The organism is Chryseobacterium vietnamense (assembly GCF_031454475.1).
GTDB classification, from domain to species: Bacteria; Bacteroidota; Bacteroidia; order Flavobacteriales; family Weeksellaceae; genus Chryseobacterium; species Chryseobacterium vietnamense.
The window spans coordinates 634863-649346 of record NZ_JAVDQX010000001.1 but is presented as its reverse complement, the minus strand read 5'-3'; the positions used below and the strand labels follow the sequence as shown (position 1 = coordinate 649346).

Annotated in this window: 12 protein-coding genes and 2 tRNA genes; 5 read left to right on the top strand and 9 right to left on the bottom strand. The window is 35.8% G+C overall.

The genetic code is table 11. The features are described 5' to 3' along the window. Positions 1-94 precede the first annotated feature (94 nt). The 3 genes from J2786_RS02885 to J2786_RS02875 form a co-directional block, all read right to left on the bottom strand. The gene (locus J2786_RS02885; protein WP_310023901.1) at positions 95-3097 is read right to left on the bottom strand and encodes a reprolysin-like metallopeptidase; all 3003 of its coding nucleotides are present in this window, start codon (positions 3095-3097) and stop codon (positions 95-97) included. A 672-nt stretch (positions 3098-3769) separates the two neighbouring features. Next, on the bottom strand, positions 3770-5194 hold the full coding sequence (locus J2786_RS02880) for a tetratricopeptide repeat protein (RefSeq protein ID WP_156121441.1): 1425 nt from the start codon (positions 5192-5194) through the stop codon (positions 3770-3772). Positions 5195-5363: 169 nt separating this feature from the next. Continuing rightward, positions 5364-6857 (bottom strand): tetratricopeptide repeat protein, encoded by a 1494-nt coding sequence (locus J2786_RS02875; protein ID WP_156121443.1) that lies wholly within the window; start codon positions 6855-6857, stop codon positions 5364-5366. A 404-nt stretch (positions 6858-7261) separates the two neighbouring features. Here J2786_RS02875 and J2786_RS02870 point away from each other — a divergent pair, with 404 nt between their 5' ends. Next, positions 7262-7750, top strand: a complete 489-nt coding sequence (locus J2786_RS02870) for a GNAT family N-acetyltransferase (protein ID WP_052187052.1) — start codon at positions 7262-7264, stop codon at positions 7748-7750. Between the two features lie 148 nt (positions 7751-7898). Then, a complete protein-coding gene (locus J2786_RS02865) occupies positions 7899-8765 on the top strand; it encodes an alpha/beta hydrolase family protein (RefSeq protein ID WP_047431647.1) in 867 nt (288 codons plus the stop codon). A gap of 15 nt (positions 8766-8780) precedes the next feature. Here the strand turns inward: J2786_RS02865 and J2786_RS02860 are convergent, their stop codons facing one another. Together J2786_RS02860 and J2786_RS02855 are read right to left on the bottom strand one after the other, a co-directional pair. Further along, a complete protein-coding gene (locus tag J2786_RS02860) occupies positions 8781-9458 on the bottom strand; it encodes an MBL fold metallo-hydrolase (protein WP_047431649.1) in 678 nt (225 codons plus the stop codon). 54 nt (positions 9459-9512) lie between these two features. Then, a complete protein-coding gene (locus tag J2786_RS02855; RefSeq protein WP_047431651.1) occupies positions 9513-10100 on the bottom strand; it encodes a Crp/Fnr family transcriptional regulator in 588 nt (195 codons plus the stop codon). A gap of 305 nt (positions 10101-10405) precedes the next feature. On the opposite strand from J2786_RS02855, the gene J2786_RS02850 reads away from it, so the two are divergent. Beyond that, positions 10406-10567 carry a hypothetical protein gene (locus J2786_RS02850; protein WP_156121445.1) on the top strand — a complete coding sequence of 54 codons (162 nt, stop codon included), beginning with the start codon at positions 10406-10408 and terminating at the stop codon, positions 10565-10567. A gap of 294 nt (positions 10568-10861) precedes the next feature. Here J2786_RS02850 and J2786_RS02845 read toward each other — a convergent pair. Next, a tRNA-Lys gene (locus tag J2786_RS02845) sits at positions 10862-10934 on the bottom strand. A gap of 244 nt (positions 10935-11178) precedes the next feature. After that, positions 11179-11251: transfer RNA gene (locus J2786_RS02840), tRNA-Lys, on the bottom strand. A gap of 281 nt (positions 11252-11532) precedes the next feature. Here J2786_RS02840 and J2786_RS02835 point away from each other — a divergent pair. Together J2786_RS02835 and J2786_RS02830 are read left to right on the top strand one after the other, a co-directional pair. Continuing rightward, complete coding sequence (locus J2786_RS02835) at positions 11533-11988, top strand: MarR family winged helix-turn-helix transcriptional regulator (RefSeq protein ID WP_047431665.1); 456 nt, start codon at positions 11533-11535, stop codon at positions 11986-11988. A 14-nt stretch (positions 11989-12002) separates the two neighbouring features. Further along, on the top strand, positions 12003-12506 hold the full coding sequence (locus J2786_RS02830) for a hypothetical protein (RefSeq protein ID WP_047431668.1): 504 nt from the start codon (positions 12003-12005) through the stop codon (positions 12504-12506). Positions 12507-12571: 65 nt separating this feature from the next. Here J2786_RS02830 and J2786_RS02825 read toward each other — a convergent pair whose 3' ends face one another. Beyond that, a complete protein-coding gene (locus J2786_RS02825; protein WP_047431672.1) occupies positions 12572-13210 on the bottom strand; it encodes a DJ-1/PfpI family protein in 639 nt (212 codons plus the stop codon). Positions 13211-13315: 105 nt separating this feature from the next. Further along, a complete protein-coding gene (locus J2786_RS02820) occupies positions 13316-14317 on the bottom strand; it encodes a GlxA family transcriptional regulator (protein ID WP_047431676.1) in 1002 nt (333 codons plus the stop codon). Positions 14318-14484: the final 167 nt, after the last annotated feature.

Genomic DNA, 14484 nt, shown 5'->3' with positions numbered 1-14484 from the left:
AACAAAAGGCTGCCTCAACCAGAGACAGCCTTTTTAGGTTTAATAAATTCTTTTTCTCTCCGCTTTTAGATCCGGGTGCGGAGATTCATTTATGTTATTTCTTAATCAATTTGGTATTATAAGTATTTTTATCATCTTTTATTGTTATTACATACATTCCCTTGATCAGAGAAGCAACATTAATTTTTCCGTCAATCTTACCTTCCTGAACCAGTCTTCCATCTGCACTGTAAATTTTATAGTCACCTTTACCTTTTAGGTTTTTCACTTCTACAAATGTATCTGCAGGGTTAGGATAAACGGAAACTTCTGATGATTTTGTATCTGCAGATTCTCTTACAGCAAGGGCGCCAGCTGTAATTTTAACCGGAAGATCCATAATACCTCCTGCCTGACTTGCCAGTTCGCCACATACATCATTCAGTGCGGTATTGGAAAACTTACCTACAATCCTCATTCTTAACAATTTATCCCCAGAATAGGTATTAGCTGGAACTGTAAAGTTAATATTCCCCATTCCAACGTTACCGGCAGGAGATGCTCCCGACGTCTGGGCAACTCTCTCTGTTGCTTCGAAAACTCCGTTTCTGTTGTAATCAATCCAAACGGATAGATTAACCTGCATACCAGCCTGCAGTAAGTTTCCTATTCTTGGTGAAATTGTATAGGTATTACCTTGTGTTAAATTGACAATCTTAGTCGGATCTTCACTTAAATCTTTATAAGACCTTGCCGTAGCATCTGTATAATCAATATTGGCAACTGCTACTTTCAAAATTGAACCTAAGTAAGGTGAACCTGAATTTAATATACAATAATCAATTCCTGTCTTTAATCCTTTTGTTTTAAATGTATAATTATTAGAGAAAGTTCCGGGAACTGAGTTAACTACAACTGCTACCTGTACTTCATAATTGGTTTCATCTTCTAAATTATTCAGCACTACAGAATTGACCTGGCTCACAGCATTAGACCAGTTTCCTGTTCCTGTTTTTCTGTAATTAACAGAGTATGTAGCTCCAGGAACACTGTTCCAGGATACCCTTGCTGTTGTTTTGAAAATCTCAGTATCTATTGTAGAAATACCTGTAGGTGCTGATGTAGGAGAGGTAGGCGCGCTACCCACAGTAATAGCTGGAGATACCGCATAAAAAATATTTCCCACCGCTGATACTCTCAGCTTTACTGGTCCGTTTATATTTCCTGGCATTTGTGTGCTATAGCTTCCGGTATTAGGGGTTGCAGCAACAAGATTTGTCCAGGTTGTGCCATTATCTGTAGTATAATCAATTTTCACACTTGCTGTATTATAAGGAGCAGCATTCGTATTGGCAACATCCCAATAGATGGTGTTTACAGCATCATTATACAATACTGAAGATGAAGTAAGCCCATTGAATTTGAACGGTCCGTCATTCGCTACAGTCACTGTCGTTGTTGAGCTTGAAACCATAGGACGCTGAGCATTTTGATCTCTTACCGTTACAGCATAATTCAATGTTCGGGGGATATAAGATACCGTTTCCCATGTTTGTTTGTCTGTTAGATTTCCATTCATAACACTTGCTAACTTTGGAAAATACCGTCTTCCGTTTGGAGTACCAGGAACAGATCTTGTTAATGCTCCTTTTGGATTGTATCCCCATCCGCTATCACCAGAGATGGTAGAAAACTCATCGGTACTGTCATTCTGTTCCCAGGTATAGTTTACAGCATCATTCTCTGCATCAGTGGCTGAAGCATCAAGATAATAAGCAGTTCCTTTAGGAATATTATAAGCAACCAGTGGATTAATGGCCGGTGCAGTATTATTGTTTATATTTTGAGAGGCTCCGCAATTAAGTTTATTTTCTAAATTAGTTAACACCTGATCAATGGATTTATAATGGAAATATCCATCAGCGTTAGCCTGCACATTATCATAGGTAATCCCGGCATAGCCCATAATAGTAGTACCTCCTCCCGGTTCTACGTTAGCTCCCTGATTGGCATCTGTAACAGAAGTATTTGAAAATGTATGATTAGCTCCAAGCTGATGTCCCATTTCATGTGCTGCCGTAAAATCAAAAACGTCCCCTACAGGAACTGGTCCCTGGGTGTAAGCGGAACCCTTTTTTATTTCAGTATTAGTGGCCGGATCTACGCAAACAATTCCGATTCCTCCTGCATTTCCACTTCTTTCAGCATTCTGATTAAGAACATGGCCGATATCATAGTTGGCATTTCCAACAACGTTGGTAAGAGTCTGTTGCAGCTGAAGATTTAAATTATTAGAGTAAGGATCTGTTGCAGGATCAAGATAGATGATACCCGGAAGATTCTGAACCGTCAGGTGAGCACCGAAATCGCGCTCAAAAACACCATTTATACGGGTCATAGTATTATTCATGGCAGCCAGTACTACGCCTTTCTTTACGTCGTCGGTCGCATTGGCCGGAGTTCCTGCTGCTGTTAACTGATATTGGCTGTATTCTCCTGTAACGGACAATGCCATTCTGAAATCTCTGTATTTTGTATTCGTAGGTCTGCTGGCAATGCCAACTCCAGAAAGCATTTTTTTACCATTCTCTACCAATTTATTAATATCCTTAAAATCACGTTCTCCGGTATCGCATTTAAAACCATGTTCTCCTTCATTCTTTGTTTTATAGAATACTCCATAAGTCTGTTTATCAGCACTTATTGGCTCTATAAACTGGAATATACCATTTTTAATGATCATAGACTGCATATCATTTGGAGACGTACTGAATCTTAGATACTTGGATGGATCATCCACACCTAATCCCATATAAGACCCCAGCTGATATTTATCGGCCAGAGATTTATCTAGCACAGGATTGCTATAGACAGCAAACTTTTCAATCTTTCCATCCACAGTAGGTAGAGAAATAATAACAGGTGTTGCACCTTTCCCTGTTTCTTCAGCATTTCTCAGTATTTCACGAAGTGATTTCAGATCCACCCTATAAGAATGCTGTACCTCTACTCCTTCTCTTATCTGTGAAGTTTTCTGAAAGACAGTTTCCCATCTCTGAGCATTAAAAACCGTAAAACAAGATGCTAATGCACAAACGAATAAAATTCTTTTTTTCATAAATTTATTTAAGATTACTTTGGTTTTATGATCATATATTGCTCATTTTTTACCAGGAGATCATTTAGAATTTTAATTTATACTACAAATAAATATTATCATTAATTCAACAAAACGAAATCAATAGCGAAAAATTCACAACAAATCACTTCACAAAGCTTGTATATTCTGAATAAAAAACAAAAATAAATGCTACTACACGTATACAGCAGCATCCACAATTGATTAATTATCAATTAATTACATTTATTACCGAATTTTATCTTAAATGATTCCGTTTTAACATATAAGTATTATTAAAAATTTCAACTTCAAAAACAGATGAAAAATAAATTAAAAATCAGAGAGAAAATAATACGTAAATGCTACTTAAATAACATGCAAAAAGATACATTATAAAAAATATGGACTAAAAAAATGAAGCAATTTAGAATCGCGGTCTCTTTTTTCATAAATAATTGTTTAAAACACACAAAGAAAACAACTCACTGTTTACCAATGTTTTAAAAGCACAAATACATGATGTAGTACCCATGTAGTAGAGTGTTTTTTCTTGTTTCAGTTTAAAATTTTCATATTTGACCACTGAGACCACTAAAAAAAACCGAGTGGTGAAAAGAGAATATTTTCGAGTACTGTCTGACCTGATAAATCAGACAGTTTTTTTTTGGATTATTTTAAGGTATCAAAGAAATGATAGATATCTGTTTCTCCAGGAATATTCAATTTTTTCCTGATCCTGTATTTTTTCTGCTGAATACTCCTATGCTGAACCATCGTATAATTGGCTATCTCCTTAGAGGTAAAATGTAGTTTAAGCATTGCGCAAAAAATCAGTTCAGAATTTTCAAGATTGGGACTAATTGTTAGAAGCTGGGCAATAAACTCTGGGTAAGTTTCTTTAAAACGATTCAAAAATTCGGGATCATTCCTTTTACCGAGATCTATAATTTCTTCCTGCTTATTATCATTCATTCTTATTTTCAGATTCTCGGCTTCTATAGCAAGAATTTTTTTCCGTTTCCTCAGGGCAATAATAATTCTCCAGGCATATAACCCCAACAGAACAAGGCCTATACACGACAGGGAAACGATCCAGTATATTTTACTTTTATGATGATTGGCATCCTTCTGAGTTACGGCAATAAAAGACTCCATATCCTGATTAATGGTAGCCAGTAAAGATGTATTTGTTTTGTAAAAAGCATCTGTATAAGCTTTCAAATAAAGATAAGCCTTCTCTTTATCCCCGGTACGTTCATATAAAACTCTGAGATCATTATAAATATACTTGGCATAATAAGCATAAATACGCTTTGTTTTTTCATTGATTTTCAAAGCCTTATTAAGAGCTATTTCTGCTTTATCATACTGTTTATAATTTAGAAAATATTCTCCCATAATCGTATTGGCATAGAGGGCTATTCCGTCTTCCTTACCACCGATATTGGCTTTGTTGTAGGCTATCGTTATGTATTTATATGCTGAATCTTTATCTTTATGCATATACACATAATCACTTATCGCACAATCTGCAAGCCCGGTATCATCTAATTTTTTTGCTTTATGGAAATATTCAAGTGCTTTTTCGTATTCTTTTTTTTGGATGAGATAAATAGCCTGTCTTAAGTAAATACTGAAAAGGATATCGTTTTTAAGCTCTGAATTATCACTTTTCTTTATAAAACTCATTGCTTCATTATTATATTGAAAAGCTTTATCAAGTCTTCGCAGCTCTATATTAAAGCGGCCATAAACATTATAAAACCTGGCTTTGTGTAAGTTATCCTCAGAATCATCCAGAATCTCTTTTGCATTATCAAAAAGAATCTGCGACTTTTGAAAGTTTTCCAGTGATATGTTCAGTTCTGCCAGATTGATATAACACAGTGCCTTTCCGTCTTCATAATTCATTTGATCGGCCTGTTTATAATATCTTTTATTAAGATTAATCAGCGAGTCATACTCTCCACCTAGTCTGAACTTTTCATTTTGTTTGAGCAAACCGGTGTCAAATTTCTTTTCGGCCTCTTTCTTTGTATGAGAATGGCACGAAACTAAAACAAAAAGTAAAACAGAAAGAACAATACGCATCATATGTTTCTCGGATTAAGCTAAATCTCTATATAAATTTGTGATTAACAATGATCTTCTTAAGATAACAATTTTGTATCATTATAAATTCTCAATGGTTATTTCGGATAAGATCAACAGTAAAATCTCTTCATAAAACAGAATCCTTCTGCTTTTATTGTGATCTAATTCTTTATTCTGCCAAGTTTTCGAAAAAGTCATAAATATCTGTTTCTCCGGGAATATTCAGTCTTTTTCTGATCCTGTATTTTTTCTGTTGAACAGACTTATGCTGTACAAAAGTATAATCTGCAATCTCTTTGGATGAAAAACGTAATTTCAGCATGGCACAGAAAGCCAGCTCCGAATTCTCAAGATCCGGATTGATTTCCAGAAGCGACCTAATAAATTCAGGATAGTATTCTTTGAATTTCAGCAGAAAAGAAGAATCGTTCTTTTTAGCGAGCTCAATGACTTCCTGCCGCTGCTTTACCCGGACATGGTTTTTCAATGTATCAGTTTGCTCTTTTAAAGTGTTTTTCTTCTTTTGTAACCGATTAATTATCTTCCGGACATATACACCTGAAACAGTAAGTAAGGTGATAGACAATGCAATAAATAACGGAAGATCATTTTTATGCCAATCTGATTCCTGTTTCATTTCTGAAATAAAATCTTCAGTAGCTTTATTCATGACAGCAAAGCGTTCCGCATCAAATCTGCCTTCCTCTTCCATATATTTCTTCAGATAAAAATAGGCCTTACCGCCATCATTTTTTTTCTTGTATAATTCTGCGAGTGCTTTGTAGACTTCTTTGATATGAGAAGAATAGGTCCGTCTTGTCTTAATATTGATTTCCAGTGCTTTTTTAAGTGCTTTTTCAGCCTGTTCACTATTATCAATTTCATTATAGTAATATCCCATTGTATAATACACCCAAAGAGATTCCACATCCGTTGTTTTCTGGCTGATCATTTTTTCATCTGCCCTGGCAATGTATATCCCTGCAGAATCAGGTTTATGGATGAACAGATAATATTGTGCCACCATACAATTGGTATAAGCTGAATTTTCAAGCATATTTGCTTTTGTAAAACATTTTAAAGAAGTTCCATACCATCCTTTCCATGCATAGTAAATTCCTTTGTTTACATAAAGTCTTGGCAGAAGTTTTTGGGTAAGTTTTGTTTTTTTTGCCTGTTTAAGATAATAAGAAGCTTTGTTATTACATGCTATGGCCTTATCATTGAGTTTAAGGTGAGAATAATACAGACTGTAATTATCATAAAAAACTGCTTTATGGTAAGCATTTTCAGAATTGAACAGATCTTTTTCTGCTTTATTGAAAAAAAACCGGGCTTTTTCATAATTCCCTGCGGAAACATTGACCCCTGCCATATTCAAATAGCACAGACCTTTTCCTCCTGTATACCTGATTTTGGCGGCTTTCTTCAGATATTCTTTATTAAGCTTAACAAAAGCTTCATATTCACCGGACAGCTGAAGCTCTGAACTTTCCGTCAGTAGAGATACATCAAAGTTTTCTTGATCTGTATTTTGAGATTCCCTGCGGCAAGAAAACATAACAAGAGATAACCCCATGCAGATTGTAAAGGCTATTATTTTCTTTATACCTTTTGAGTGTGTCTTTATATTTTTAAAAATGATTAAGTCAGTTTTTCCCATCACCACCACTTTTCCCTATATATCTACATATCTACCTATTCACTTATTTGTAAATAAGCTGATAATTTTCTACCGTTATTTCAATATTATTCCCCAATGAGTGTTATAAATATACATAATTTATTATGTTCATTGTGAAATAAACGGATTATTTCGCAAAAATGTAACATTGAAATAAATTATGTAAAACCTCTTTTAAACAAAGACTTTTAAAATTAACAGACTGCTTTTAACAGCTTTCTGATCAAAATATTATATTTTGTTTATAATAAGACTATCGCAAATGAAAATTGTTACAAATTGATGTGACCGTTTTAAAATTTTAATGAATTATTTAAAATTCCATTGTCAGACAAAATTATCCTGATATTTGTATATTGATGTAAATGAAAAATCTGATGAGCATGAATACGATCAGCTATCGAAAACTTTTTCCCGAAGAAAGTAAAGCATACCGCACAATCCGTCTGGAAAGTCTGAAACAGTTCCCTGAATCATTTGGGGCCAATTATCATGAAGCACTGAAAACTGAAAAATTTCAGCTGGAAAGCGATATTGAAGAACAGACTGTTGGAAGGTTTGTATTAGGTGCATATGCTGCTGATGTGCTTATAGGCATATGTACTTTTATTAAAAGTGACAAAAACTCGGGTACGATTTATCAAATGTATGTCAAAAGAGAGTTTCAGGGCAAGAACATTGGTCAGGGATTGCTTGAAGCTGTTATTCATGAAGCGGGCAGACAATTCAATGGTATTGAAATTCTTTTGGAAGTTGCACCCGGAAATGACAAAGCTTATCATTTATACAGAAAGACAGGATTTTTGGAAGTAGAAAATACCTCTGTCCAGGATTTCAGCCATTGTATTATAATGAAATATATGCCTGAATAAAAATTGAATAACAATCAAACTACGGATACAGAAACCTAGTATTGCATAGTTAAATATTATAATGGAATTAGGGTATTTGCTAAATTTAACGGAGAGAAAGGATACAGCTATATACAACGTATCATTAATTTTTAAGTTAAATCAAAACATGAAAACGGAAAATTTTGAAACAATATGTGAAGACGGTATACAGCTTAAAGGTATTCTACTTATTCCGGATCATCCCAAAGCCGTCATTCAGTTTAACTGTGGCACCGGAACAAGAAAAGAATTTTATTTGTCTTTCCTTACCTATCTCGCTGAAAATGATTTTCTGTGCTGTCTTTGGGATTACCGGGGAAGCGGAGATTCTTCTTCCGGAAACCTGAAATCCTGTGATTTTACCTTTTCAGATTATGGAGTAAAAGATATGCCCGCCATCAAGGATTTTCTCAATAACAGATTTCCTGATCTTCCATTTATGATTGTGGGTCACAGTGCGGGCGGACAGCAAATAGGATTTATGAAAAACCTGGACAATGTAAAAGGAATGATCAATTTTGCTGTATCAGCGGGCTATTACATGAATATGCCTCTTTCCTACAGAATGAAGGCGTATTTTTACTTTTACATTTTTGCACCAGTAAGTGTTTTCATGATAGGCTATGTGAAAGCCAAAACCTTTGGATTAATGGAAAATCTTCCCAGGAATGTAGTGTTTGAATGGCGTACCTGGCTTGAAAAGAAAGATTATTTTTTCGATGCCCAGTTTTATGGTACAAGTGTCCCTATAGGGCATTTCAAGAATTATGCATTCCCTATCCATTTATTCTGGACTACAGATGATACCATTTCAAGCCAGAAAAATACAGAAACGTACTGGCAGCATATTGACAGTAAAAAAGGTATCACCTTTACAAAATTAATTCCTTCGGAATTAGGATTGAAAAAAATTGATCATTTCGGGTTTTTTAAAAAAAATATGAAAGACAAGCTCTGGGGGAATGTGGTAGAAAAATTAAACGGTTTCCTTTAAACCGCTTAATTCTGATCATTTTTTTAGACTCTGTACAAATTTCTCAAACTTGCGGTCTGTATTTCGTAAGACCGGTCCATGCCCAAAGCAGATAACAGCCGGATTCAACTCTGCCAATTTCTGAAGCGATGCAATATTTCGCTGCTGATCTGTGGTGAACATATTCGGAGGAAGCCGAAGCCCTGGCACTGTTGTAAGAAGGTTCATATTTGTAGCTGCATCCCCAATGATAAGTACCCCGTCCTGCTCACGGAACAAAGAAATATGACCTCCTGAATGTCCGGGTGTTTCTATTACCTGAAAATTTCCGATCTTATCGTTTTCAGCAATTGTCTGTTCTACTTTATGTCCCTGCCCTGCCCAGTATTTTTGCTGAAGCTTTGCAATCCAATGCTGAGGAGCCGGATAATCATTGGTTACCATACCTGTTTCAGTTCTGAAAACTTCATTGGGATGGCAGAGCAGAGGTATCCCGAATCCTGCGCATATCTGATCACTGCAGCCCTGGTGGTCTGCATGGGCATGTGTCAGTACATGTTGATCAACAGGGATTTTCTGAAGGACTTTTTTTATAGTTTCATACGAACTTCGTATTCCGGAGTCTACTAATGTTCCTTCAATAATATAGCAGTTGATACTGTTTCGCGGCATCAGTGGAATGTGGAATACTTCAGGAGCAATTGGATGTAGCATAATTTTTTTATGCAAATCTACATTGCTGATCAGAATGACATAAGGACATTTGTCCTATAACACATTAGGTTTATGTATTTGTCCTTTCACCCGTGTAAGTGATCGTTGGGTGATGCCCAGGTACGATGCCAGATCCTGCGTTGCTATGCGCTGAACAAGCATCGGTTCATGAGATAAGACATGACGGTATTTATCCACGGCAGACCTGTTATTGTAATTCAGCATATAGCGTTCTTTTTGGTTATACTCCTGCTCTATTACTGATTTTATAACTCGGTTCAGAGCGGTCACCTGACCAAGCAGGTGCTGATAGTCCGGGTAGCTTATCCTATAAATTACACTATCTTCTACTGTTCTGATACTTCTTCTGGATTTTTCCTGCATCATAAACTCGGGAAACGAAGTGACAAATTCATTTTCAAATTTGAAGCAGGTTATATTTTCCTTTCCTTCGTCATCGATGGCATATGCTTTTACAGCACCACTGACGATAAATCCAATATGACGACAGATTTCGCCTTCGCGAATAAAAAAATCACCTTTTTTTAAGTTAAGCGGTTTGAAGAACTGCGCAGATAAGTTGATTTCATCAGCTAACAGCCCTCCTGTTGAGGATAGATAATTTTCAAATACATTAGTCATTTCGCACTCTTTTGCTCTTTTATTTTCTTTTTAGCCATCTATGGATTACCATCAAATCCAGCATTCAAAACTAGTAATTATTATACAATCAAAAAAACAAACTTTATGGGCCATATATTCAACAATAGTTGAGGCATTACAGAGGAATTCCTTCTGAAAATTCTTTTGCCAACAAAAAATTGTGATCGCATCGGATCTTAAGAAACTTAGTTATACTGCTTCTTCTCAAGACTTTTTATATTAATTTCTTATTAATCTAACAATCAGCATTTGTTTTTCTCAAATAAATTCACTATATTGATAGTATGAAAAAAAATGAACGTCAGGACAATATAACACACGCTGGTAAAGTGAACGAGCGGACAAAAGCATTAGAAGTGCTTGAACAAGCGAAAAAAGTACAAGGAAAAATTACATTTCTGCGGCAAGGGGCTGGGAGAAACTTTAAACCGAAAAATGAAAAATAAAGAATTTTTCTGAATTTTAACCACAATTAGAAAAAGTACAGAAAAAATAATTCTAAAGATCATAAGAATAGAAATGTGAGATCAAAGTATAAAATCTTAATAACCTGATCATAATAATCTGTTCAAGTGAGACGATTACTCAGAATCTACAACTGATCCGTCTCAAAATTTTAGAATGTTTTTGAAAACTATAGCAGCTGCTATAAATAAAATCCCTGCAAATCAATGATTTGCAGGGATTTTATATTTTTTGATGCTTTATTTGAAAACTTTATTTTCGCATCTTGAAAATAGTGACCCGGCTGGGATTCGAACCCAGGACCCATACATTAAAAGTGTATTGCTCTACCAGCTGAGCTACCGAGTCGGTCAGTTACTTTTTTAAGTAAATCCCTTTGTTTAAGGGACTGCAAAGATAGAAACTTTTTCTTTATTCACAATACTTTCCAGATATTTTGTTGATCAAAATATGTTAACCTTTACAAAATCAGAGATAAAAATTTATACTCTTCAGCAGGTCTGCTATTTTGAAACTGAAATACTATAAATGAACAAGAACTCTAATCTTAATTTAAAAATGGACTGCTCAATTGAGTACCCCATTTTACCTGTGACCCGGCTGGGATTCGAACCCAGGACCCATACATTAAAAGTGTATTGCTCTACCAGCTGAGCTACCGAGTCGGCCACTTACTTTTTAAGTAAATCCCTTTGTTTAAGGGACTGCAAAGATAGGAAAACCCTCTTTAAATCCAAATTTTCCCAAGCTTTTTTATAATAAAATTCACAGCAAAAAAGTCAAACATCTGTTTATAAATTAATTACGCTTCATATTTTCATCAATGAAATTACAGGATTAATAAGAGTTTCAGAATATATTAGTTTTTTAGCATCAAAAATTGTTTGGTCACATCAAAAACAATATATATCTTAGCAACTAAGATAATTAGAAAATAATTAAATTAATGACTAAAGATAATATTCAAAATTTTCGCGAAACCAGCAGAGCCTATTCTGACGCATCAATCTTCATGCACGAAGCCATAGCAAGAAAAGCAGGACTTTCCAGTACTGATCATAAATACCTCGGGCTTATTCTGAAGTATGAATCCATTACCGCTGGTGAAATATCTAAACTGACAGGCCTTACTACCGGGGCTGTCACAGGCTTAATTGACCGTTTGGAAAAGAAAGAACTTATTAAAAGACAGTTTATTAAAGAAGACCGCAGAAAAGTAATAATCATCCCGAATGTGGAAAACAGTATGAAATTACTCGGTCCTGTTTTTGAAGAACTGCAGCAAAAAACCCTGGCACTTATTTCCGGTTTTTCCAAAAAGGAAATAGAAACTATTGAACGGTATTTCAGGGAAGCTACCGTTCTTATGAAAGAAACAGCAGATCATTTAAATAACCCGTAAACCAATACAAGATCATGGAAAGTTTAACAGCTACTTATGTAACACGTGCAGAAATATGGCTATGCATTACCACATTGCTTTATTTTCTTATGAATGGAGCGCAGATCTTCGAAACCCTCATATTTGTACCCAAATGGGCCTCTTCCCCACCCTTTACGTTTAAGCTGCTTCAGGACGGAAATGGAGTAAGTCTGAAGTATTTTTGGATCATCCTTCATTCTTTGCATGAAATTGCCTTTATTCTTGCAGTTATTTTTTGCTGGAAAATAGATCCGGTAAGGAGCTGGCTTTTAATTTTGTTTATTATTCACACGGCTGTCAGGGTCTGGACATTAACATTTTTTGCTCCGAACATCATACAGTTTCAGAACCTGGCAGCCAATCCTTCTGTTCCACAAGAAATTTTAATGAGAATATCTTTTTGGAAAACACTTAATTATGTTCGGGTTGCTATTTATATTGCCATTTCAATAGGCCTTATTCCTCTATGTATTAAACTTTTCAGCTTTCGTCATTAGTTATTTATTCAAAAAAAAATCGCCAACTGTAAAAGCCTGCGAAATTTTTAAATCAAACTATTTTTCTATTGCGGAACATCAGTTTTACTATTCTGATATTCAAAAATCTTTACGATGGTATCAACAATTTCCTGCCCCAGATGTTTTCCAATAAGATAGAGAGCAGCATCAATTCCGGCTGTAATTCCAGCAGTAGTAATCAGCCGTTCCTGATCAACATAACGTACATTCCGGAGAACAGTGGCTGTCGGATTATATTGTTCTAAAGCATCCAGCAGCATATTATGAGTTGTGATATCGTGACCGGCAAGTATGCCCGTTCCGGATAACAGCATGCTTCCCGTACATACTGTAAACACAACAGTTCCGGTATTATAATGATTTTTAATCCATTTCACCACCGTTTCCTCAAAATCCTTATCCTGAATATATTTCATGATGTGGTCAGGATTTGCTCCGGGAATGACTATCATATCCGGTTTTGGACATGTCTGCAAGTCATAAGTGGGAATAACAGCCATCGTATTGGCTTCCGTGTATACAGGTTCTTTTGTTTTTCCGACTGTAAAACAATAATAGCTGTCGGGCTGTATGACATTTGCTTTAACAAAAACATCCAAAGGACCGTTTAAATCAAGTACTTCAACCTGATCATAGACTAAAAATGCTACATTCATTGTTTTACTGTTTTGTTCGTGTTTCATAATTCTATTATTTTAAGTTGATAATTATGCTCATAAGGGCATAGTTCTTCCTTACTGATAATTGATGATCATCAGTTTTTATAGTAAAAAAGAAAGAAAAAATGATTATTCTGTACGTTTAAATGTTTTCCGGTATTGCGCCGGAGTAAGGGAAATATTCTTAAGAAACAGACGGCGCAGCGAAAGAACACTGCCAAAGCCGCATTTATCAGCCACTATTTCTATACTCATATTGGTATATTCAAGCATATTTCTGGCCTGATCCAACCTCATCTTTTCAATGAACCTGCCAGGAGTTATTCCTGATTCTTTTACAAATACCCGCGAAAAGTTGCGGGCACTCATGTTCAGAGATTCAGCAATATATTCTACTGTTACAGTCTCCCCCAGCTTGTCTTTCAACAGATCCCGAACCTGTTTTGTAAAAGGAGACATGTTTTCATATTCCGGCAATGCGTTTCCAAACTGAGACTGCATTCCGGGTCTTTTTAGATGCAGAACAAGATGACAGGCGACTTCTGCTGCCAAAGCTTTACCAAAATCCTCTTCCAACATTGCCAATGCCAGATCCATACCTGAAGAAACACCTCCTGAAGTATAGATAGGTTTGTCACAAATGAAAAATGGATTAACATTAACCTCCAGCTTTGGGTAAGATTTCTGCAGTTCATCAGCAAATTTCCAATGGGTAGTTACCTGTCGCCCATCCAGCAAACCTGCTTTGGCAAGAACAAATGCGCCTACACATACTGACCCCATCCGCCTTACTTGTGGTGCTATATTTTGAAGATAATGATAAACATCGGGACTAATTTCATCCAGCACACTCAAAGTGGTACCAGCCACCAGTAAAGTGTCTACAGAAAAATCAATATCATAAATGGTATGACTGCACGATAGCGGCATTCCCGAACCGGAATAGATTATTTTCTCTGATGTGCCGGATACCAGATAAACATGATAACCGGAATCCTGTCTTTCGTTATTCAAAAAGCGGTTTGCAGATGTAAAAACATCCCACGGTCCGGCAATATCAAGCAGCTGTACCTGTGGCAGTGCCAAAAGCACTATGTTTTTCTTCCCGGTATCCTGTACTTCTTTCTTCATATCTCGTTCTGTATGAGTGCAAATGTAGAGAGAAAGCGGCTTGTCTGCAATGACAAAAAACATACAGTTCCGGCCAAAATATTTTTCCTGCAATAACAAAAGAGACTGCCTCATCAGACAGTCTCAGCACTCTACTATAAAATTAGCTAATAAGCTATACTTTTTCT